The 22,889-nt window shown below is 42.0% G+C and carries 24 protein-coding genes and 1 tRNA gene; 23 read left to right on the top strand and 2 right to left on the bottom strand.

Annotated elements, in window-relative coordinates; genetic code table 11:
* The first annotated feature begins 4 nt into the window (after positions 1-4).
* The 10 genes from ABHC48_RS19240 (at position 5) to ABHC48_RS19195 (ending at position 10,509) form a co-directional block, all read left to right on the top strand.
* Positions 5-559: an ANTAR domain-containing protein gene (locus ABHC48_RS19240; RefSeq protein ID WP_118578478.1), complete on the top strand. Its 555-nt coding sequence runs from the start codon at positions 5-7 to the stop codon at positions 557-559.
* A 104-nt stretch (positions 560-663) separates the two neighbouring features.
* Positions 664-1,995 (top strand): aspartate--tRNA(Asn) ligase, encoded by a 1,332-nt coding sequence (aspS, locus tag ABHC48_RS19235; protein WP_148462913.1) that lies wholly within the window; start codon positions 664-666, stop codon positions 1,993-1,995.
* Between the two features lie 78 nt (positions 1,996-2,073).
* The gene (gene gatC / locus ABHC48_RS19230) at positions 2,074-2,367 is read left to right on the top strand and encodes an Asp-tRNA(Asn)/Glu-tRNA(Gln) amidotransferase subunit GatC (protein WP_118578476.1); all 294 of its coding nucleotides are present in this window, start codon (positions 2,074-2,076) and stop codon (positions 2,365-2,367) included.
* Positions 2,368-2,378: 11 nt separating this feature from the next.
* On the top strand, positions 2,379-3,851 hold the full coding sequence (gatA, locus tag ABHC48_RS19225) for an Asp-tRNA(Asn)/Glu-tRNA(Gln) amidotransferase subunit GatA (protein ID WP_195699313.1): 1,473 nt from the start codon (positions 2,379-2,381) through the stop codon (positions 3,849-3,851).
* Complete coding sequence (gene gatB / locus ABHC48_RS19220) at positions 3,848-5,287, top strand: Asp-tRNA(Asn)/Glu-tRNA(Gln) amidotransferase subunit GatB (RefSeq protein ID WP_173770056.1); 1,440 nt, start codon at positions 3,848-3,850, stop codon at positions 5,285-5,287. The genes gatA and gatB overlap by 4 nt, the downstream gene beginning before the upstream one ends.
* Positions 5,288-5,307: 20 nt before the next feature.
* Entirely contained in the window at positions 5,308-6,522 is a 1,215-nt protein-coding gene (locus tag ABHC48_RS19215; protein ID WP_195409683.1) for an LL-diaminopimelate aminotransferase, read from the top strand.
* A gap of 83 nt (positions 6,523-6,605) precedes the next feature.
* Positions 6,606-6,935, top strand: a complete 330-nt coding sequence (locus tag ABHC48_RS19210; RefSeq protein WP_118578473.1) for a cupin domain-containing protein — start codon at positions 6,606-6,608, stop codon at positions 6,933-6,935.
* 194 nt (positions 6,936-7,129) lie between these two features.
* Positions 7,130-8,392 carry a M18 family aminopeptidase gene (locus ABHC48_RS19205; protein WP_204452236.1) on the top strand — a complete coding sequence of 421 codons (1,263 nt, stop codon included), beginning with the start codon at positions 7,130-7,132 and terminating at the stop codon, positions 8,390-8,392.
* Positions 8,385-9,254: an HAD-IIB family hydrolase gene (locus ABHC48_RS19200; protein WP_207739487.1), complete on the top strand. Its 870-nt coding sequence runs from the start codon at positions 8,385-8,387 to the stop codon at positions 9,252-9,254. The genes ABHC48_RS19205 and ABHC48_RS19200 overlap by 8 nt, the downstream gene beginning before the upstream one ends.
* A gap of 61 nt (positions 9,255-9,315) precedes the next feature.
* On the top strand, positions 9,316-10,509 hold the full coding sequence (locus ABHC48_RS19195; RefSeq protein WP_347505975.1) for a M20 family metallopeptidase: 1,194 nt from the start codon (positions 9,316-9,318) through the stop codon (positions 10,507-10,509).
* Positions 10,510-10,518: 9 nt separating this feature from the next.
* Here the strand turns inward: ABHC48_RS19195 and ABHC48_RS19190 are convergent, their stop codons facing one another.
* Complete coding sequence (locus ABHC48_RS19190) at positions 10,519-11,463, bottom strand: AEC family transporter (protein WP_173715510.1); 945 nt, start codon at positions 11,461-11,463, stop codon at positions 10,519-10,521.
* 157 nt (positions 11,464-11,620) lie between these two features.
* On the opposite strand from ABHC48_RS19190, the gene ABHC48_RS19185 reads away from it, so the two are divergent.
* From ABHC48_RS19185 to ilvC, 3 genes are all read left to right on the top strand, one after another.
* Positions 11,621-12,700 carry a tyrosine-protein phosphatase gene (locus tag ABHC48_RS19185; RefSeq protein ID WP_118578469.1) on the top strand — a complete coding sequence of 360 codons (1,080 nt, stop codon included), beginning with the start codon at positions 11,621-11,623 and terminating at the stop codon, positions 12,698-12,700.
* Between the two features lie 194 nt (positions 12,701-12,894).
* Entirely contained in the window at positions 12,895-13,392 is a 498-nt protein-coding gene (gene ilvN, locus ABHC48_RS19180; protein WP_118578468.1) for an acetolactate synthase small subunit, read from the top strand.
* A gap of 190 nt (positions 13,393-13,582) precedes the next feature.
* On the top strand, positions 13,583-14,602 hold the full coding sequence (gene ilvC, locus ABHC48_RS19175) for a ketol-acid reductoisomerase (RefSeq protein ID WP_118578467.1): 1,020 nt from the start codon (positions 13,583-13,585) through the stop codon (positions 14,600-14,602).
* Positions 14,603-14,735: 133 nt separating this feature from the next.
* Here the strand turns inward: ilvC and ABHC48_RS19170 are convergent, their stop codons facing one another.
* On the bottom strand, positions 14,736-15,611 hold the full coding sequence (locus ABHC48_RS19170) for a LysR family transcriptional regulator (protein WP_237963575.1): 876 nt from the start codon (positions 15,609-15,611) through the stop codon (positions 14,736-14,738).
* 266 nt (positions 15,612-15,877) lie between these two features.
* Here ABHC48_RS19170 and leuC point away from each other — a divergent pair, with 266 nt between their 5' ends.
* The 10 genes from leuC to ABHC48_RS19120 all read left to right on the top strand — a co-directional run.
* Complete coding sequence (leuC, locus tag ABHC48_RS19165; protein WP_118578465.1) at positions 15,878-17,146, top strand: 3-isopropylmalate dehydratase large subunit; 1,269 nt, start codon at positions 15,878-15,880, stop codon at positions 17,144-17,146.
* Positions 17,147-17,161: 15 nt separating this feature from the next.
* Entirely contained in the window at positions 17,162-17,650 is a 489-nt protein-coding gene (gene leuD, locus ABHC48_RS19160; RefSeq protein ID WP_118578464.1) for a 3-isopropylmalate dehydratase small subunit, read from the top strand.
* Positions 17,651-17,984: 334 nt separating this feature from the next.
* Positions 17,985-18,058, top strand: a tRNA-Pro gene (locus tag ABHC48_RS19155).
* A 512-nt stretch (positions 18,059-18,570) separates the two neighbouring features.
* Complete coding sequence (locus tag ABHC48_RS19150; RefSeq protein ID WP_347505972.1) at positions 18,571-18,756, top strand: hypothetical protein; 186 nt, start codon at positions 18,571-18,573, stop codon at positions 18,754-18,756.
* A 172-nt stretch (positions 18,757-18,928) separates the two neighbouring features.
* Positions 18,929-20,305 (top strand): hypothetical protein, encoded by a 1,377-nt coding sequence (locus tag ABHC48_RS19145; RefSeq protein ID WP_347505970.1) that lies wholly within the window; start codon positions 18,929-18,931, stop codon positions 20,303-20,305.
* 12 nt (positions 20,306-20,317) lie between these two features.
* Positions 20,318-20,656 (top strand): hypothetical protein, encoded by a 339-nt coding sequence (locus tag ABHC48_RS19140; RefSeq protein ID WP_347505968.1) that lies wholly within the window; start codon positions 20,318-20,320, stop codon positions 20,654-20,656.
* A 129-nt stretch (positions 20,657-20,785) separates the two neighbouring features.
* On the top strand, positions 20,786-21,043 hold the full coding sequence (locus tag ABHC48_RS19135; RefSeq protein ID WP_347505967.1) for a hypothetical protein: 258 nt from the start codon (positions 20,786-20,788) through the stop codon (positions 21,041-21,043).
* 9 nt (positions 21,044-21,052) lie between these two features.
* Positions 21,053-21,556, top strand: coding sequence for a retropepsin-like aspartic protease (locus ABHC48_RS19130; RefSeq protein ID WP_347505965.1), 504 nt, complete (start codon positions 21,053-21,055; stop codon positions 21,554-21,556).
* Positions 21,557-21,657: 101 nt separating this feature from the next.
* Positions 21,658-21,801, top strand: coding sequence for a hypothetical protein (locus tag ABHC48_RS19125; RefSeq protein ID WP_347505963.1), 144 nt, complete (start codon positions 21,658-21,660; stop codon positions 21,799-21,801).
* Between the two features lie 705 nt (positions 21,802-22,506).
* On the top strand, positions 22,507-22,889 hold a 383-nt coding region (locus tag ABHC48_RS19120), incomplete at its 3' end, for a hypothetical protein (RefSeq protein ID WP_347505962.1).

Raw genomic sequence — 22,889 nt, 5'->3', positions numbered from 1 at the left:
TGGTATGAACAGCAGCATTGTAATTGCATTACCGAAAATCGATGACGCAAAGAAAATACGTACCATATTGAACCGGCACGGTTTTTCTGTAGCTGCGGTATGTTCAACTGCTTCAACAGCACTTGCCAGCATGAGTGAGTTGGACGGAGGTATTCTGATCTGTGGTTATAAGCTGACGGACCGGTATTACCGGGATGTGCTGGAAGATATTCCTTCATATTTTGAAATGCTGTTGCTGGCATCTGGAAGAGTGATTGCGGAAGCGCCTACATCCGTCCTTACTGTGGAAATGCCAATGAAAGTCAGCGACCTGGTAAACACGGTGGATATGATGTTGTCCCAGATCGAGCGGCGGCTAAAAAAAGAGAAGAAGAAACCGAAAACGCGTTCCTGGAAAGAGCAGAATTACATTTCCAACGCAAAGTTTCTTCTTATGGAGCGAAACCATTTAAGCGAAGAAGATGCATACCGGTACATTCAGAAATGCAGTATGGATTCCGGGACAAATATGGTAGAGACAGCTCAGATGGTTCTGATGCTGTTATATGATGAGGTATAGTCTAAGGCAGAATTCTAATCCTGTTGTATAGGATTTTTCAGAAATTCTGGCTGGGGTTTTTATAAGATATATTTTTATGATTTTAGGAAATGGAGGATGAGGAAATGGAGTTTTTGGATGGAAGCTGGAAAAAAGAAGTGAGCAGCTGGGATGCACTGATGGGAGAAGAACTTCTGAATCAGGAAGCCATCCTGGAGGGCGCCATTCACAGTATCCGCAACATGGGAGATGTTGCATTTGTAATTATCAGAAGAAGAGAGGGTCTGTTTCAGACCGTTTTAGTAAATGAGGATGTTGATTTTTCCATTCATGATCTGAAAGAAGGCATGACAGTAAGAGTAAAAGGTGTTGTAAATAAAGAAGAGAGAGCGCCTCATGGCAGAGAGCTTCACATTCGTGAAATTCAGGTGCTGTCTTCTCCGGCTGAACCTCTTCCTCTTGCAATCGATAAATGGAAGCTGAATACTTCTCTGGAAGCCAAATTAAATTACCGTTCCCTTTCCCTCCGCAATATTCAGGAGCGCGCAAGATTTAAAATCCAGGAAGCTTTGACAAGGGCTTTTCGTGATTATCTCTATGAAAATGGATTTACGGAAATCCATACGCCGAAGATCGGAGCCAGAGGTGCTGAGGGAGGCGCGAACCTGTTTAAACTCAGCTATTTCCATAAACCGGCTGTTCTGGCTCAGAGCCCACAGTTTTACAAACAGATGATGGTGGGAGTTTTTGACAGAGTATTTGAGACCGGACCTGTTTTCCGTGCTGAGAAACATAACACCAAAAGACATTTAAATGAATATACGAGTCTTGATTTTGAGATGGGCTATATTGATAGCTTTGAAGAGATCATGGCTATGGAGACTGGCTTTTTGCAGTATGCAATGAAGCTTTTAAAAGAGGATTATGCAAAAGAACTGGAGATCCTGAAGGTTGAGCTTCCAGATGCTTCCAGGATTCCGGCAGTTCGTTTTGATGTGGCAAAAGAGCTGGTTGCGAAGAAATACAACCGTCAGATCCGTAATCCATTTGATCTGGAGCCGGAGGAGGAAGCCCTGATTGGTCAGTATTTTAAAGAAGAATATAATGCGGATTTTGTTTTTGTTACCCATTATCCATCTAAGAAGCGTCCGTTCTACGCAATGGATGATCCAGAGGATACCAGATTTACGTTAAGCTTTGACCTGCTTTTCCATGGCCTTGAGATCACAACAGGAGGACAGAGAATTCACGATTACAATGCCCTTCTGAAAAAGATAGAGGACAGAGGTATGGAGACAGAAGGAATGGAACAGTATCTGGATACATTTAAATACGGTATGCCTCCTCATGGTGGTCTTGGAATCGGTCTGGAGCGTCTTACCATGCAGCTTCTCGGGGAGGAAAATGTCCGTGAGGCATGCCTGTTCCCAAGAGACCTGAACAGACTGGAGCCATAAAAAAGCTGGATATCCAGAAAAGATTTTGGTATGGATCCAGAGTGGAGCGTAATAATTTCTGTGCAGGAGGATGAGAAAATGGCAAAACAGATTGACGATGAAACCATGGAAAATGTCTGCATTCTTGCAAAACTTTCCCTTACAGAAGAAGAGAAGGAAAAGGCAAAAAAAGATATGCAGGAAATGCTTGATTATGTAGATAAGCTGGATGAACTGGATACATCCAGTGTTGAACCAATGTCCCATATTTTTGGCGACCAGAATGTATTTCGTGAGGATGAAGTTACAAATGGTGACAACAGCGAGGCAATGCTTGCAAATGCGCCAAAAGCCAAAGAAGGACAGTATCAGGTTCCAAAGACCATAGGATAGGAGACATTCACATGGAATTAGAAAAATTAACAGCCTTACAACTGGCTGATAAGATTAAAAAACATGAGGTCAGTGTTCTGGACGGCGTCAAGGATGTCTTTTCTAAAATAGAGGAAAAAGATAACAGAATCCACGCATATCTGGACACTTATAAAAAAGAAGCGTATGCAAGAGCAAAAGAGGTGGAAAAAGGCATTGAGGACGGAACTTATACCGGTCCTCTTGCCGGTGTTCCCATTGCCATCAAAGATAACATTTGTGTACAGGGAAAACCTACTACCTGTGCGTCAAAAATTCTGGAAGGATTTGTTCCCCAGTATCAGGCAGAGGTGATCAGCCGGCTTGAAAAAGCAGGAATGATCATTATCGGAAAAACAAATATGGATGAGTTTGCCATGGGAAGTACGACGGAAACTTCTGCCTATGGCATTACCAGAAATCCATGGAATACAGAGCATGTTCCAGGCGGCTCCTCAGGCGGCTCCTGTGCAGCTGTAGCAGCAGGAGAGGCTTATCTGGCACTGGGCTCTGATACAGGAGGTTCCATCCGTCAGCCAAGTTCTTATTGCGGTGTGACAGGAATGAAGCCTACTTATGGTACGGTTTCCCGTTATGGGCTGGTTGCATATGCCTCTTCTCTGGATCAGATCGGACCGATTGGAAAAGATGTGGCAGATTGCGCAGCACTTCTGGAAGTGATCGCTGGCCATGATCCGAAAGACAGTACTTCCATTGACCGAAAAGACCTGGATTTTTCCAGTGAGATGACAGATAAGATTACAGGAATGAAATTTGGTGTTCCGAAGGAATATCTGTCAGAGGGAATTTCGCCAGAGGTAAAAGATGCCTTTATGGAAACCCTGAAAGTGCTGACCCAGATGGGAGCAATTGTAGAATTTTTCTCTGTCAAAACTATGGAATATATGATTCCGGCATACTATATTATTGCCAGCGCAGAAGCAAGCTCCAACCTGGAGCGCTTTGATGGCGTAAAATATGGCTATCGTGCAAAAGAATATGACGGTCTTCATGATATGTATAAACGTACTAGAACGGAGGGCTTTGGAGAAGAAGTAAAACGTCGTATCATGCTTGGTTCCTTTGTTTTAAGCTCTGGTTATTACGATGCTTATTATCTGAAAGCCCTGCGCACCAAAGCACTTATTAAAAAAGAGTTTGATCAGGCTTTTGGAAAATATGACGTGCTTCTTGCCCCGGCAGCTCCTTATACAGCGCCGAAGATCGGAGAAAGCTTAAAAGACCCTATGACAATGTACCTTGGGGATATTTATACAGTTGCCGTAAATCTTTGCGGACTTCCAGGAATTACAGTTCCCTGCGGAAAAGACAGTGCCGGACTTCCAATCGGAATCCAGATGATCGGAGACTGTTTTATGGAAAGGAAGATCCTTCGTGCTGCCCATGCCTATGAAAGCGTAAGAGGAAATTTTGGAATACCAGAGGAAGGAGGTAAGAGAGCATGAAACAGTATGAGACTATTATCGGACTTGAGGTTCATGTAGAACTTGCCACCAGAACAAAGATTTTCTGCGGCTGCTCCACAGCATTTGGAGGGGCACCCAATACCCACACCTGTCCGGTGTGTACTGGTATGCCAGGTTCTCTTCCGGTATTAAACAAAAAGGTAGTAGAATTTGCCCTGCGCGCAGGACTTGCCACAAACTGCAGCATCAATCAGTATTGCAAATTTGACCGTAAGAACTATTTTTATCCGGATAATCCGCAGAATTATCAGATTTCCCAGCTGTATCTGCCAATCTGCCATGATGGATTTGTGGAGATCGAGACAGAAGCTGGCAAGAAAAAAGTCCGGATCCATGAGATGCATATGGAGGAGGACGCAGGTAAGCTGATCCATGATGAGTGGGAGGACTGCTCTTTGGTAGATTATAACCGAAGCGGTGTTCCTCTGATCGAGATCGTTTCTGAGCCGGATATGAGAAGTGCAGATGAGGTTATCGCTTATCTGGAAAAGCTTCGTTGTACCATGCAGTATCTGGGCGTTTCCGATTGTAAGCTTCAGGAGGGTTCCATGCGTGCTGATGTGAACCTTTCTGTGAGAGTGGCAGGAAGTGATACACTTGGAACCAGAACAGAGATGAAGAACCTGAACTCTTTTAAGGCCATTGCACATGCTATTGAGGGCGAAAGAGAGCGTCAGATCGAGCTTCTGGAGATGGGTAAAAGTGTCATCCAGGAGACCAGAAGATGGGATGACAATAAAGAGTCTTCTCATGCGATGCGTTCTAAGGAGGATGCAAAGGATTACCGCTATTTCCCGGATCCGGATCTTCCGCCGATCCATATTTCTGATGAGTGGATCGCAAAAATCAGAAGTGAGATGCCAGAGTTCCGGGAGGAGAAGGCTGCCCGTTATCAGAGTGAGTTTGGTCTTCCGGAGTATGATTCCCAGATTCTTACAGAGTCCAGACATCTGGCTGCTTTGTTTGAAGATGTGGCTACGCTGAGCGGCAATCCGAAAAAGGCGGCAAACTGGTTTATGGTGGAAGTGCTTCGTCTTATGAAGGAAAAAGGCATTGAGGCTGAGAAGTTAAGATTTACACCGCAGCATCTTGCAGATCTTCTCACAATGGTCGATAAGAAGGAGGTAAGCCCACAGAATGCCAAGAAGGTATTTGAAAAGGTATTTGATGAGGATGTTGATCCGGTAGCTTATGTGGAAGAGCATGGCTTAAAGATCGTGGAGGATACCGGGCTTCTTAGCAGCACCATCAGCAGGATTCTGGATGAGAACCCTGGACCGCTGTCTGAGCTTCTTGGAGGTAAAGAGAAGGTTATGGGCTTCTTTGTCGGTCAGATCATGAAGGAAATGAAGGGCAAGGCAAACCCGGCAAGCGTGAGAGAGGCGCTGCTGGCTGAGGTTGAGAAGAGAAAGTAGATTTACAGGAGGATAATCAGATGGTTACCGTTAATCATAATTATTTAAAACTGCCAGGAAGCTATCTTTTTTCTACAATTGGAAAAAAAGTGCGTGCCTATAAAGAAGAGAATCCGGATAAAGAGGTGATCAGCCTTGGTATTGGTGATGTGACACAGCCGCTGGTTCCGGCTATTATTGATGCTCTTCACGGGGCAGTCGAGGAGATGGCTCACGCAGAGACTTTTCACGGTTATGCGCCAGATCTTGGGTATGAATTTCTGAGAAGGGCAATCGCAAAGAACGATTACCAGGACAGAGGATGCAATATTGCAGCAGATGAGATTTTTGTTTCTGATGGTGCGAAAAGTGATTCTGGTAATATTCAGGAGATTTTTGGAACAGACAATAAGGTTGCTGTGTGTGACCCGGTTTATCCGGTTTATGTGGATACCAATGTTATGGCGGGCCGTACCGGAGAGTATAATACGGTTCATGAGAATTTTGACGGTGTGATCTATATGCCATGCCGCAAGGAAAATGGATTTTTGCCGGAGCTTCCATCAGAAGTGCCGGATCTGATCTATCTTTGCTTTCCAAATAATCCGACCGGTTCTGCTATTACAAAGGATGAACTGCAGAAATGGGTGGATTATGCCAACAAAAATGGCTGTGTGATCATTTATGATGCAGCTTATGAGGCTTATATCTCTGAGGAAAATGTACCGCACAGTATTTATGAGTGCGAGGGTGCGAGAACATGCGCGATTGAACTTCGAAGCTTTTCCAAGAATGCCGGATTTACTGGTGTTCGTCTTGGATTTACGGTTATTCCGAAGGAACTGGTACGAGATGGGGTATCACTTCACAGTCTGTGGGCAAGACGTCACGGCACCAAGTTTAACGGTGCTCCTTATATTGTACAGAAGGCAGGAGAGGCTGTCTATTCTGAGGCAGGTAAGGCTCAGCTGAAGGATCAGGTTGGCTATTATATGAGAAATGCAAAGCTGATCCATGATGAGCTGGCGAAAGCTGGCTTCTCTGTTTCAGGTGGTGTGAATGCACCTTATATCTGGCTGGAAACACCGGATAAAATGACTTCCTGGGAGTTTTTTGATTATCTCCTTAAAAATGCAAATGTGGTTGGTACGCCAGGTTCTGGTTTTGGTTCTCATGGAGAGGGCTATTTCCGTCTGACTGCGTTTGGAACTTATGAGAATACTCTGAAAGCCATTGACAGGATCAAGAGTTTGTAATTATAATTGAAGAAAGCTGAAAAACAGGGCGCATCTCTGGCGAAAGCTGGGGATGTGCCCTTTTACGAAGGAGGAGTCTGGATATGAAGATCAATCGTATTGAGCATATGTGTGAGGGGAATGGACATGTGATTATCAAGGAGCTGCTGGATGAGCAGCAGTTAAATGGGAAGTGTGGGCTTTATGCAGAGGTGACTCTGGAACCGGGATGTTCTCTTGGTTTTCATATGCATTATGGGGAGAGTGAGACCTATTATATTCTGACCGGGGAAGGGGAATATAATGACAATGGGACTTCCTGGAGACATGTGAAAGCAGGCGATATTACCTTTACACCAGATGGAAGAGGTCATGGACTGGCGAATACGGGGAATACGGATCTGGTGTTTATGGCGTTGATTATTAAAGATTGAGAGTGTTGCTATGCTCGCAAACCTGCCGAAAATCCCCAAGCCCCACAAGCAGTACCCGCTGCCACCTCCCCTGTGTATCGGTTGGAACTGGTTCAAATGTGGTATGACTTATCACTTTGGCGAGCGGGGCTCGCAAAACGATTGCGGGGGTGTGGCAAAGGGAAAAGTATAGAAAAATATTTAGGAGTTTAGAAATGAATCATACAGCAGAGAAATTACTTACATTTATCAAAGAGAGCCCTACTGCATTTCAGGCAGTGGAGATGATGAAAACAAGATTTACGGAGAATGGATTTACAGAGTTAAAGGAAGATGAGCACTGGGAGATAAAAAACGGTGGGAAGTATTTTGTGATCCGGAATCATTCGGCAATCATTGCATTTACCGTGCCGGAGGTTTCCAGCGACGTGTTCCATATTATTGCAAGCCACAGTGATTCCCCGTCTTTGAAGATCAAGGAGAATCCAGAGATGGTGGAAAATGGGTATGTGAAGCTGAATGTGGAACTTTATGGTGGTGCGCTTCTGGCTCCCTGGTTTGACCGCCCCCTTTCTGTGGCTGGACGTCTGATCGTGAAGGAGGATGAACAGATTTGTGAGAAGCTTGTGATTGTGGACAAGGATATGTTGATGATCCCGAATCTGGCTATCCATATGAATCGTGAGGCGAACAGCGGTTATAAGTATAATGTGCAGAAGGATATGCTTCCTCTTTATGGCCTGGAGAGCGCTAAGGGATCTTTCTTTAAAACTGTGGCAGAGGCAGCAGGGGTGAAAGAAGAGGACATTCTGGGACATGATCTGTTCCTTTATAACCGCATGCCTGGTACGGTTTGGGGCAGTGAGGAGGAATTTGTCTCTGCGCCAAGACTGGATGATCTGCAGTGCGCTTTTTCCTCTATGGAAGGACTGATTGCTGGAAAAAATGAGAAGAGCATCTGTGTACATATGGTAATGGATAATGAAGAGGTGGGAAGCGGCACCAGGCAGGGGGCTGCATCTACTTTCCTTCGGGATACCCTCCTTCGCATTAATCTGGGGCTTGGAAGAAGCTACGAGGATTATCTGATCTCTCTGGCAAAGAGCTTTATGATCTCTGCGGATAATGCACATGCGATTCATCCGAACTACCCTGAGAAGGCGGATCCGGTGAACCGACCGCATATTAATGCCGGAATTGCGGTGAAGTATAATGCGAACCAGAAGTACTGCACAGATGGTATTTCGGCAGCGATGTTTAAGGAACTCTGTAAAGAGGCAGGGGTATCCTGTCAGGTTTACGTGAATCGTTCGGACGTAGCCGGCGGCTCCACTCTGGGAAATATTTCCAATACGCAGGTGGCTTTAAATACAGTAGATATTGGACTGCCGCAGCTGGCTATGCATTCTCCTTATGAGACTGCCGGTGTGAAAGATACCTGCGACTTTGTAAAGCTTGCGGGGGTATTTTATGCCTGATAACATTTTCAAGGGAAGTTATGAAGGTGCTTCTTCTACAGGAAGTGGACAGCAGATTCACAAAAAAGCAGTGTTTTTTGATGCTGATGGTACGATCTGTGATATTGAAAAGGGGACACCGGCCAGTGCTGTAGAGGCGATTACAAAACTGGTGAAGAATGGCCATCAGGCATGGCTGTGTACAGGAAGAAGCAGGGCGTTTGTGCCTGATTATCTGGAACAGATCCCTTTTACAGGAATGATCAGTGCCTGTGGATGTACCATTGAGAAAGATGGCAAAAGGCTTTTTAACAAGGAGATGACCACGGAGGCAGCATGGCATTCGGTGGAGGTCCTTCGGAAATATGGCATGATTCCGGTGATGGAGGGTGCTGATTGGATGTACTACGATAAGGATGAGTATAATACAGATATTAACTGGTATGCTGATCTGATCACAAAGGCTCTGGGGGCTAAGTGGCGTCCTGTTAAGGGGTATGAACACGACCTTCATATTAATAAGATCAGTTCTAAGATCGTGCCGGGAAGTGATCCTGAGAAGGCCTGTGCGGAGCTTGAGGACTATTATGAGTTTATTGGCCATGTAGGGGAAGGTCTTGCCGGGGATACCATTGAGATGATCCCGAAAGGCTTTTCCAAGGCTGTTGGCATTGCAGCTGTATGCAGGATTTTTGATATTGCACATGAAGATACCATTGTATTTGGTGACAGCAATAATGACCTGTCTATGTTCGAATATGCAAAGACGAAGGTGGCAATGGGAAATGCGGCATCCGGAATCAAGAAGCTGGCTGATTACGTGACAACGGATATTTTTCATTATGGAATTAAAAACGGGTTGGAGCACCTGGGATTGATTTAGATGTTACTTTAGAGCATTTCAGACAATTCGCGTACTCCGAGATAAGGGTAAAGGATAAAATATGGCAGAGCAATTAAATTACCAATGTAAATTTGAAAAATACAAAGAAGAGCTGATCAGATTGCGGCGTCATTTCCACAGGCATCCGGAACTGGGGCTTCAGGAGTTTGAGACATCTGCTTTTATACAGGAGTATCTGGGAAAATTAGGCTATCGGTTTCGGATTGTGGAGCCTACGGGGATCATTGCGGAGCATCCCTGTCAGGATGAGGCAGCTTTTGCCGGCAAAAAGAAAGTTGTGCTTCGCGCAGAGATGGATGCACTTCCTATACAGGAACAAACCGGACTGTCTTACGCATCGGAAAATGCCGGAGTCATGCATGCCTGTGGTCATGATGGCATCGTGGCTTCGGCGTTGGTGCTGGCGAGGATTCTGGCGGAAGAGGGAGAGGATTTTCCAGTGCGGATGCGGTTCCTTTTTGAACCTGCTGAAGAAATCGGTGAAGGTGCAAAGCGAATGCTGGTAGCAGGTGCCCTTGATGGAGAACCAGATATTTTTCTCATGTTTCATTACGCAGTGGATCAGTCTTTTGGAATGGCAGTGCATGAGGGACAGGCTTCGGCTATGATCAATGGCATGGAAATCCGTGTTCATGGAAAATCCAGCCACTGGTGTGAGGCTCATAAAGGAATTGACAGTATTTATGCGGCTTCTCTGGTGGTAAAAGCCCTTCATGATCTTAATGAAGCGTATAAAGGAAAAGGTCCCTGCCTGATCGGAATCGGAACCATTCATGGTGGAGAATACTCTAATATTATTACAGATCTTGTGACTCTGCGGGGAAATATCCGGGCTGCTTATGAAGAAGATTACCAGGCGCTGGATAAGCGGCTGAAGGAAACCCTGAATGAAATAGAAGCAAAGACGGGAACAAGGATCGAGTTGGAATATCCAAAGCCTGCAGTTCTGCCTTTTGCAAATGATCCGGAGCTTACCAGGATTGCGGAAACTGCAGGAAGGAAGATATTTGGAGAGCAGTTTCTTCTGGAAGGCGAGGAGCAGCTGTTTTTGTCCGGAGACAATGCCTATCGGTATTTTTTACATACAAAGGGCTTGTTCAGTGTATTTCTGGCAGGAATTCCTGATAAGGGTTATCCGCTGCATCATCCGAAATTTCAGATTGATGAGGATATTTTGCCATATAGCCTGGAGGCATTGTATGAAATACTGTCTGGCATTGACAAGGATATGTAACAGAATCCATTAAATCAATCCTAAACTCTTGCAAATGAACAGCCAGATAGTGAGAGTAAAAGCACTGAATAATGTAGTGAGCATAATGACACTGGAGGAAAAAGACCCTTCGTGCCCCATGTTTTTTGCCATAATATAACAGCTTACTGTGGTAGCAGAACCAAGCATGATCAGAATGGCAACCAGCTTGTCATGGGTAAATCCAAGTCTGACAGCAACTGGAAGAAAAATGGTGCAAAAGCCGATCAGCTTCATAAAAGTGCAGGCGATAGTTGCTTTTAATCTGGAAAAAGCTTTTCCAAAATGAAGGGCACCACCCATGGCCATCAGTCCAAGAGGTGTGGCTGTTTTTCCGAGGTTATTGACAGTACTGGAAAGGATTGTTGGAAGAGGCAGACGAAGGACAGACCAGATAAGACCTGCCAGGATTCCAAGAATAATAGGGTTGCTGGCAATTCCTTTTAAGGTTTTTAGGAGCATCTGTTTGTTCATTCCCTGATTGTCAGGCTTCATAAAAGAGAGAACCATGACTGCCATTACATTATAGAGAGGAACGCTTGCTATGATCATAAGAGGTGCCATACCGGCATCTCCATAAAGGTTCTGGATGATAGCAATGCCGAGGATTGCCGCGCTGCTGCGGTAAGAGGCCTGGACAAATTCTCCCTGTATGTCCCTTGGATTCAGCAGGAAGGAAAGACCGATAGAAATGGCAATGCTGCAAAACGTAGCGCCAAAACAAAAGAGAACAAACTTTGTATCCCAAACTTTAATAAAATCTGATTCAGCCACATTCATAAACAAAAGTGCGGGTAAGGCTGCCTTGAATACAAATTTGTTCATCTGTGCAACAAAGGAATCATCATAAAGATTAATTTTTCGAAGAAAATAACCCAGCATAAGGGTCAAAAAAATAGGAATGGTTGCATTGAGGCAAAAAATCAGATTATCCATAAAAAATTCACCTTTCTAAGTTTGTCAACATGTTGCTGTTCATTCTGTTCACAGTAACCCCGACATATCTTTTTTGATTATAAACTTTTTCCAATAATTGTCAAATTTTGTTTTCTGTGGTATCGTAAGAATGAAAGGCAACGAATGGAGGAGAAATATGAGATACGGTAAGATTCGCGTAGAAGATGGAAACCTGATCTTTTTCAGACATATGATACAGAATAATCTTCCTTGCAGAGATATTGTCTGGGCGTATATCCATCGGGAAGGCGAAAACGCAGAAGAAGCAGTGAAGCAGATGATCTCTAATTATCTGGTGATCATTACCAGGAGAAAGAAGCGATATCAGTTTGAGATGACGGAGCATGAGGCACAGGACTGCCTGCGGATTCTGAAACTTTTCAATCCGGAAATGGCTACCGGATTTCCTAAGGGCGGACGGATTACGATGCAGAGTCTTTCCAATACAAGAGATCTTGGGGCGATCGCCACAAAGGATGGGCGTCATATCCTTCCCAGAAAGCTTATTCGAAGCGGAAATCTTTATCATGCTTCTATGGCTGATCAGCATGTTTTGCAGGAGGACTGCAAGCTGAAGACCGTGATTGATCTCAGAGACCAGCTGGAACGAAATGAAAGACCGGACATTGTGGTAAAGGGAGTGGAATATTATCACATCCCCATGATCGATGAAGAGACTATCAGTGATTCTCCGAAAAGTGTTTTGGGAATACTGCAGACAAATGATATGTTGAAAAAGGTTCTGGAGTATGATGGCGATATAGAGAGTCTGATCGAGCAGCAGTATGAGAATTTTGTAAAGGATCAGTATTCAGTGAAACAATGTGCCAGATTTATGGATGTACTGCTGCATCACGAAAATGGTGCTGCTCTCTGGCACTGCAGCTTCGGAAAAGACAGAGTGGGGGTAGTGACAGCCCTTCTTCTTTGTGCTCTTGGAGTTCACAGAGATGTGATCCGGGAGGATTTTATACGTTCCAATGTGTGCCTGGCAGGAGAACTGGATTATATGCTGCGTTACCTTGAGGCAAACAGACTGGACAGTATTGCAAATGTAAATAAAGTATCAGCGCTTTTCAGGGTAAAAGAGGAATATCTGGACAGAATGTTTCGTACGATTTATGCGGAATATGGAAATGTGGAGCGTTTTTTGAGAAGAGGACTTTATCTGAACCAAAAGACAGTGACAGACCTGCAGAGTAAATATCTGATATAAAATATTTACGTAAAATATAGATACTTCATACTGTGTAAATATGTTAATAGTGAAATGAAAGTGTGTTATATGAATAAAAATGCTTTAATGCTATAAAACATTAAAACTTTTTTGAAGTGTAGCATTGACAAAATAAATTATGTTGTTATAATGATAACCATATCAATCTGAAGCACGAAAGCAGGATTATATTTATGCAAAATAAGATTTTATCTTTACTAGTTGACAACACGTCAGGTGTACTCAGCCGGATCGCCGGAATGTTCAGCCGTCGTGGTTATAATATTGACAGTATCACTGCCGGAGTTACAGCGGATGTGAATTATACCCGCATTACAGTAGTGTGCAGCGGAGATGACGCAATTCTTGATCAGATTGTGAAACAGCTTGCGAAGCTTGTTGATGTAAGGGATATCAAAGTCCTGGATCCATCTGACAGCGTAGTTCGTGAGACTGTTCTTGTGAAGGTTGCAGCCGCACCGGAGCAGAGACAGGGAATTGTTTCCATTGCGGATATTTTCCGTGCCAAGGTTGTAGATGTGAGCAAGGATTCTCTCATTGTAGAAATGACAGGCAGCAAGACCAAGCTGGAGGCATTTATTAATCTTATGGGAGATTACGAGATTCTGGAACTGGCACGTGCCGGTGTTATGGGTCTTGAGAGAGGCTCTCATGGGGTGAAATTTTTGTAATTGCGGAAGCGCTGATCAGGCAGATGCCGCAGGAGGCAGATGCCGCAGGCGGAGAATTCTGAAGGCAGGATTATTTATTTGGTTTGCTAAGGGGCGTATTTCTGGAATGAATAATCATACACAGAATATGTATATATATTCCCTTAACGATATATATTTTTAAGTTTTAACACAGTAGGAGGAAACGAAAATGTCAGCAAGAATTTTTTACCAGGAAGATTGTAATCTCTCTTTATTAGATGGAAAAACAATCGCAATTATCGGTTACGGCAGCCAGGGACATGCTCACGCACTGAACCTGAAGGAGTCCGGATGTGACGTCATTATCGGTCTTTATGAAGGCAGCAGATCCTGGAAGAGAGCTGAAGAGCAGGGATTTAAAGTATATACAGCAGCTGAGGCTGCAAAGAAGGCTGATATCATCATGATTCTGATCAATGATGAGAAACAGGCTGATATGTATAAGAAAGATATCGAGCCAAACCTTGAGGAAGGCAATATGCTTATGTTTGCTCATGGTTTCAACATTCATTTCGGATGTATTGTTCCGCCAAAGAATGTAGATGTTACCATGATTGCTCCAAAAGCACCAGGACATACAGTAAGAAGCGAGTATCAGGCTGGCAAAGGAACTCCTTGTCTGGTAGCTGTTGAGCAGGATTACACAGGAAAAGCACTTGACAAAGCACTTGCATACGGACTTGCTATTGGTGGTGCAAGAGCAGGACTTCTTGAGACTACATTCCGTACAGAGACAGAGACAGACCTTTTTGGAGAGCAGGCAGTACTTTGCGGTGGTGTTTGTGCACTTATGCAGGCTGGTTTCGAGACTCTTTGCGAGGCTGGTTATGACCCAAGAAATGCATACTTCGAGTGTATCCACGAAATGAAGCTGATCGTAGACCTGATTTATCAGTCAGGCTTCGCTGGAATGAGATATTCCATCTCCAACACAGCTGAGTACGGTGACTACATCACAGGACCGAAGATCATTACAGAAGATACAAAGAAAGCAATGAAGAAAATCCTTTCCGATATCCAGGATGGTACTTTCGCAAAAGACTTCCTGCTTGATATGAGCCCAGCTGGACGTCAGGTTCATTTCAAAGCTATGAGAAAGAAAGCTTCTGAGCATCCATCTGAGAAAGTTGGCGAAGAAATCCGTAAACTCTACAGCTGGAACGGCGAAGATAAGCTTATTAATAACTAAGCAAAAAAAATCCGGGGAAACCCGGATTTTTTTGCGCTACTTCGGTGTAGCGAAGCGGAGCCGAAGGGACCCGTAAAAATCCGGGGAAACCCGGATTTTTTGCGCTACTTCGGTGTAGCGAAGCGGAATTTCTCTAGATTTCTGCCAGTTGTGTCAGAAGCTTCTGATTTTCGCTCCCTTTCTTGCATACAAATCCGATTTCCCTTGATGGGAAAGTCAGACCCAGAGGCGCTTCCACAAGTATTTCTTTATCAAGATCATTTTGCACAAATTCTTTGATCACACATGCAATTCCCAAGCCCACCTGTGCAAACTGGATTAAAAGATCCATGGAACTGACTTCCAGAATGTGACCAAGCTGCATCTGGTGCTCATGAAGCATGGTATTGACGGACTGTCTGGTTATATTCTGTTCGTCAAGAAGCATGAAAGTAGCAGTGTGCTGAAGGGGTTCTGATGGAAAAAGCTGGTGCTGATTCTCCAGGTATTGATGTGTAGCGACAAAGGTATCCTGGATCTGCAGCAGAGGCAAAAATTCGTATCCGGATAGCTTCTGCGGTCGTCCGATCAGGCCGATGTCTATTTTGTCTTCTTCAAGAAGTTTCAGGGTCTGGTAGGTGGGCTGGCAGGAGATTGTAATACGGATTTGCGGATTGGCAGCTATGAAATCTTTCAGCCTGGGCATAAGTACATATTTGCATAAAGTGGTGCTGGCACCGATGCGCAGCCTGGGAATCTCTCTGGAACGATTGTGAAGAATGGAATCCTCTCCTTCGGAAAGAAGGTCGAAGGCTCCTTTTACTTTTTCATATAGAATCTGGCCGTCAGGGGTGAGGGTTACGCCTCTGGAACTGCGCTTGAAAAGAGTGGTGTCCAGATTATTTTCCAATTTCTTAATGGCACGGCTGATGGCAGGCTGGCTGATGTACAGCTCCTTAGCAGCGGATGAGATATTGCCAGTGCGGCTGACTGTGTAAAATATATGATAAAGAGACAGATTTTCCTGCATAAATTCCTCCTGAATATATAACAATATTGCTTACCCTTGTCCATGACAATATATCTTACAATGTACAAAAATCACGCATTCGAATGATTTTTCGCCAAGTTTCTCAGGTTTTTGTGAACTACGCTCAAAATAATACTTTACAGAATAGCACCAGTGAACAGTGATATATAACTACAAATTATAATAACTATGATTAATATGTATTTTTATTATAACAGAAAGTATGCTAAAATATCAACATACAATGAATCAGGAGGAATACTAAAATGGGAATGACAATGACTCAGAAGATCCTGGCAGCGCATGCAGGTCTGGATCATGTAGAAGCAGGACAGCTTATAGAGGCACAGCTTGACCTTGTTCTTGGAAACGATATCACTTCTCCGGTAGCTATCCATGAGATGGATAAGATGACGGTAGATACCGTATTTGACAAAGATAAAATTGCACTGGTAATGGATCACTTTATTCCGAATAAGGATATTAAGTCTGCTGAGCACTGTAAATGTGTTCGTGAATTTGCCTGTCGCCACGATATCACCAATTATTTTGATGTAGGACAGATGGGAATTGAGCATGCGCTCCTTCCGGAAAAAGGTCTTACAGTTGCAGGCGATGTGATTATCGGAGCTGATTCACACACCTGTACATATGGAGCTCTTGGAGCTTTTTCCACTGGTGTCGGAAGTACTGATATGGCAGCTGGCATGGCTACAGGAAAAGCATGGTTTAAGGTACCGTCTGCCATTAAATTTAACATCGTTGGCAAACCGAAAAAATGGGTAAGCGGTAAGGACGTGATCTTACATATCATTGGAATGATTGGCGTGGACGGAGCTCTTTATAAATCTATGGAGTTCGTGGGAGAGGGAATTAAAAACCTGTCTATGGACGACCGTTTTACTATTGCTAATATGGCAATTGAGGCTGGCGGAAAGAATGGGATTTTCCCGGTTGATGATCTTGCAATCGAATATATGAAAGAGCATTCCAAGCGCCCGTATACAGCATACGAGGCTGATGAGGATGCTGTTTATGAAGCTGAGTACACAATTGATCTTAGCACATTGGAACCAACCGTTGCGTTCCCTCATTTACCAGAGAACACTAAGACCATTTCTGAGATTGGAGAGCCGGTTGTTGTAGACCAGTCTGTAATCGGATCCTGTACGAATGGCCGTATTGACGACCTTCGTGTTGCAGCTCAGATTCTGAAGGGACGCAAGGTTAAGAAAGGGCTTCGCTGTATTGTGATTCCTGCGACTCAGGCAATTTATCTGCAGGCAATGGAAGAGGGGCTTCTTAAGATTTTCATTGAGGCTGGAGCAGTTGTAAGTACACCTACCTGTGGACCGTGCCTTGGTGGATACATGGGTATTCTGGCCGCTGGTGAGCGCTGCATTTCTACTACTAACCGCAACTTTGTAGGACGTATGGGACATGTGGAGTCTGAAGTTTACCTGGCAAGCCCGGCAGTAGCTGCAGCAAGTGCAGTAACCGGTTATATTTGTGCACCGGAAGAATTAGGATTATAAGGAGGAGTACTTATCATGCAGGCAAAAGGCAGAGCTTTTAAATATGGAGATAATGTTGATACAGATGTTATTATTCCGGCACGTTATCTGAATTCTTCAGACCCGGCAGAACTGGCAACTCATTGCATGGAGGATATTGATAATACTTTTGTAAAAAGAGTACAGAAGGGTGATATTATTGTAGCAACTAAGAATTTTGGCTGCGGTTCTTCCCGTGAACATGCGCCGATCGCTATTAAGGCAGCTGGTGTCAGCTGTGTTATCGCAGAGACATTTGCCAGAATTTTTTACAGAAATGCAATCAACATTGGACTTCCGATCATTGAGTGCCCGGAAGCAAGCAAGGGCATTGATGAGGGGGATGAGGTAGAGGTGGATTTTGATTCTGGCATGATCTACAATCGCACCAAAGGAACTGAATTTAAAGGGCAGGCTTTCCCGGAATTTATGCAGAAGATCATTAAGGCGGAAGGACTTGTTAATTATATTAATGCACAGCATTAATATAATTGTTAACAGGCAAAGTAAAATATCCTGTTAAAGGGCAAAACTCCCAATCAATAGAAATTTGTCCAAGCATAAAAACTGACCTTGATGGACTGGGAAAACCAGCTGTCAAGGCCTTTTGGTATATGGGCGAAAACCTTGATTTCTGTGATTTTTCTCAATAAAATTGCAGTTTTACCTACGTTCAAGGTTCTTTTATAATTGGATAGGAGAGTTATACATGGGTTACCCGTCTATTCCGTTCACAGTAACACTTACAGACGATTTTAATTTGTTTTTTGAAAAAACTGTTGATTTTTATTATAACATTTGATACAATATCAACTGTTCGCGGGGTATGGCGTAGCTTGGTAGCGCGCACGGCTGGGGGCCGTGAGGTCGCAGGTTCAAATCCTGTTGCCCCGATTAATGCAGTAAAATCAAGGGTTTGCGGACTTTCTGTTTTAATGAAAAATAGAAAGGTAATCAAAAAGGCAATCAAAAGTAAAAAAGGTAATCATTTCTTATAAACGACAAAATATATTTATAGGAGGATGAGCCTGCAAATGTGGTAAATTTAATAAGATTTCACAGAAAATTCACAAAATCACAGAGATTTTATCTGTGGTTATTTTTTTGTTCAAAATTAAATATGAATACCTGAATAAGTCCATGAGTTTTTGATGTGTTACTCGTGGGCTTATTTTAGTGTTCATTTATGAGCACAAATATGTGTCATCCTCTTTTATTAGCCTATGCACAGTAAATAACGCTGTGTATGGGCTAAATTTCGTTTATTTCATTTCAGACAACAATTTCCCCACTAATAGAATTAAAATCGAAATTTGAGCCGTATAATGCGTTTTAAAGCATTACTATAGAGCAAACTATAAAACTGTGATTTTATGGGACAATTTCAGAAAGGAATCAGACCAGATATGGATAAAAATGTAATACGCCGGGGCGAAATCGTATCAGACTCCGGTAAGCTGTATTCTGTGATCGGTGTACTGGGAACAGTGCTGTACATTCAAGAGACAGATGCAGGAAATAAAAAGGTGGACTATCAGCTGAAAGAGATAGAGCCACTGTTTAGAAAAATTGAATATGTGAAAAAGGCTTGAAAGGGTGTCGGTTGTTTCTACTCCCTTATAAAGTAAGAAATCGCAAGCCCTTAATGGGGTATGTGTTTTTATATTATGTATCAGTGCCACCTGGCAGCACTCATAAATAAAGCCAGGGCAGAAGGGCAGTCAAGATATGACTGTCTTTTTTGCTTAGAACGAAAGGAGACTTATGTTAGATGATAAGACAGTTACAGATAAGACGGAAGATGAAAAAAATATTGGGGAAAAGGCTGCTGCCCCAGAGACAAAATTATGTACGAAATGCGGAAGGACATTACCGATAAGCAGTTTCTTTACCAGAAAATATGAATCTGGAAAGGTTGTACCACGTTCAGAATGCAAAGAATGTACAAACGCAATAAACAAAAAGAATAAGATCAAGAAACGTAATGAGAAATTGTATGGAGTACCGCCAAAACCAGATATTCCAGCTCCAAAATATGAACGGCAATATAAAACAATCAATTCTAAGAGAGAACTTGATTTGTCTAAAACTGGGCTTGATATTACATTACTTGGAATGGATGAAACTTTCATAAAACAGAATGATTATCAGGATATATGGCTGTCAAATTATGGAAGAGTATTACAGTTAGAGAATGAACAGTATCAGCTTGTACAAGGACAATATGACGAAAATACGAAACGATTATATTACATGCTAAAGAAAAATGTGTTCCGTAGAAACAAGTGGATTTTTGAAGAAGAAAAAGTGTATGCAGATGTTGCAGTTGTGAAAGCTTTTGTTGTAAATACAGACTGGCACAATAACATATATATTTGGCACTGTGATAATGCTATTGAAGATAACTATTACAGAAATTTATATCCGCTGAATCAGAAAGAATATGAGGCTGTACAAAAAGTGTTTGATCTTACTGGAAAAGTATCTGAGAAAGATATTGCAAATATAAAAGACAATAAGAAATATAAACCTAGTGGATGGGAAGCTGAGAATTTTATACCTACTGTTTGTAGTGTTGGATATATTGGTTGTTCAGATGAAAAGGGCAAGAGTAATACAACTGTTTATAAGAAGTGGAGAGCCATGTTAAGTCGCTGCTATAATGAGAAAATCCAAAACAGACAGAAGACGTATAAATGCTGTACAGTATGCGAGGAATGGAAGAATTTCAGTAATTTTAAAGAATGGTATGAGAGTCATAATTGTGGTGATAGTTCCTTAAATTTGGACAAAGATATTCTGGTGAAAGGTAATAAAGAATATGGTCCCGAGAACTGCTGTATTGTTCCTGAATTTATTAATACATTATTTACGAATGGTAAAGCTAATCGTGGCAAATATCCATTAGGTGTACATGCTGAAAAAAGTAATGCTTGTGGAATTAGATATTATAGGGCTGCTTTTGTGGCAGATCAGAAGAGTATTAAACTTGGTACTTTCAAAACACCGGAAGAAGCATTCCAGAAGTATAAAGAGTATAAGGAACAATACATCAAGGACACTGCGAAGAGATACAAGGACAAGATTCCATACAGTGTGTATGAAGCTATGATGAACTGGAAAGTTGAGATAACAGATTGAGAGGGAGATATTGTGGAACAAAATGAAGAATTACAAGGGTGTGTATTTGCAGTACCGTCCAAGACACCATGGATCACAAGTAAGCCACTTGTACATAAGAAAAAGCAACATTCTGAAGAGTATTTGCGGATGAAACGAATTTTTAGAGAAAATGACTTTTCTGTGTATACCGATCCGGAAACAGGAGAAATTGTTTGCAAGGTGATTCCTAAAGACATGGATGCAGACCAGAAATCTAAAGCCGAACGTGCAGCCCAGCTTACAGCCCTTGCAGATCTTATGGATTCCAACGGTTACACGATTGATGAACTGAAGGAGCTTATGTCCACGCCGAAGCCAACTGTAGATTAATAACACACTATAAAGCCTGGGTGAATGCCTGGGCTTTTATTATGGTCATTAGACCACATTGTACATAGAAATATACAGTAAAATATAGTAATATATTAGTAGAAAAGAACAGATTGGAGGGTTGACAATATGGACACATATACAGAACAAGACAGATTAAATGATTTCAAATATTTTGTAAGTATATACCAGGATCTATATAATAAATATGGAAAATCCTTTATAGCACTGAAAAATAAGAAAATTCTTGGAGCATTTAAAACAGTGAATGAAGCAATACAAGCTCTCTCAGACAAATATAAGCTTGGTACATATATTATTCAGGAATGTAACGGTGATGAATCAGGGTATACAGCATCTATTATGACAACATTTATAAAAGAATAAGAGGAAAATATGAGTCTGGAATACTTTCAGGGAATAACAAGAAGATGGGATAAATTAGTAAGTCAGATAATAACAGAAGTATTTATTACTTCAGATGTGCGTGATACAGATATTGTTATTGATGAAACCAAAGAGTGGAATGCTTTGTGGGATACAGGTGCTTCTTGTACATCAATTAGTAAAAAGGTTATTAAAGAATTAGGATTGAAACCAACTGGAAAACACAAAGTGAATACAGCAAGTGAAGAAATTTTGACAAATGAATATAATATCAATTTAACAATACCAAAATGTGTAGAAGCAACTGGCTTATCAGTTATAGAAAATAATATCGAAGATAAATTTGATTGTATTATTGGAATGGATATAATCAGAACAGGAGATTTTTCAATTACTAATAGAGATGGACATACAGCGTTTAGCTTTAGAGTGCCATCTATAAAAGAAATTGATTATGAAAAAGAAATGTACGAATTAGCGAAACAATTAGTTGCAGAAGCAGAATCTTCTTGAGAATAGATGTATCACAATATTTACATAGTCTACATCAAATCCGTGTTATAATATCCCTAGAGAGATCCACCACTAATCCGCCACACAAGGAGGTAACCATAATGTCAACACAGATTGCTGCAACACCAGTAATAAAGGGTGAAGAAGCTAAGAAGATATATAAAGAAGCCAATCGGAACCCTTCTCCGAAGGCTGAAATCGGTGCTAAGAAATTAGCCGACATGTTTGAGAAGATGATGAGGTAACAAAGGCTCTGTGCCAATTCACAGGGCTTTTACTATAGCCCAACACGTATAGTTTTTGAGCGTATCAGAAATTTAATTTCGTTTTTATTTTTAGATCCTAATCATCATATTTATATGAATAAAAGATTCGTAGATCAAAATAACTCTTTATTTTATGAATATTGTCCATTATATCAAAACAATAAATGTGAAAGAATGAATTATTTAAAAACATGCTTCGCTTTTGAATTTCTGGATCAAGAAGCATTAAATGCTACATATGGTTATGCTTTTTTTTCATCATCCGATCAAAACTAACATACTTAATACATAACCATACAAAAGATAGTCAGGCTCATGCGGCTTGGCTTTTTACTTATCAATCTTACTTACATTTCAATCTCACACAAAACCCACAAAATAGAGTTTACATATGCTTGAATTGGAAGCTTTTGGAATTATAAGCTTTAAAGGTTATATTGCATTATGCTAGGCTTAAGGATATATGCGCACTCTCTTTTATGGATTTTTTGGGAAATGTGTTTTAGGTGTCTGGGTGGAACCGGAGTGTTGAAACTAGGTATAGAATAATAATAGGGTAGTTATACAGGAAATTGTGTAATTGCCCTATTTTTTCGCTTTTTGTGGATTGACTTCTATGTTGTAGCGATTTACTATTATAGTACAATTAGTTCGATACTATAAGATGTTGGGAGGACACAAAGGATGAGAAAGAAGATGTTATCGGCAATCTTGGCTGCAGCTGTGGTTGTTACAGCAGTCCCGATAAGTAGGATTGCTGTAATGGCTGAAGAAAATAGGGGAAAAGATGAATTTGCTACGGAAATAACTGATGAATTTGAAAGTGAAACTGATTTTATTATTGATGAACAGATTGCAAATGGTTTCTATGATGAAGAAGCACAGGAAATGGATCAGGATGGATTTGGAAGCAGTGATGCAATCGAGTTTATGATGGAAAATGCTGAGCCTACTCCTCCTGCTGAAAATCCTGGATTGGTTATTGTAAGAGCAGCAGATGGAACCCAGACATCCTATTCCACATTAGCAGAGGCAATTGCGGCAGCACCGGTTAATATTGGCAAGGA

Source organism: Ruminococcus sp. 1001136sp1, assembly GCF_039841815.1.
Taxonomy (GTDB): Bacteria; Bacillota; Clostridia; order Lachnospirales; family Lachnospiraceae; genus Blautia_A; species Blautia_A faecis.
The sequence above is the reverse complement of the archived record's forward strand: the minus strand, read 5'-3'. Positions and strand labels throughout refer to the sequence as shown.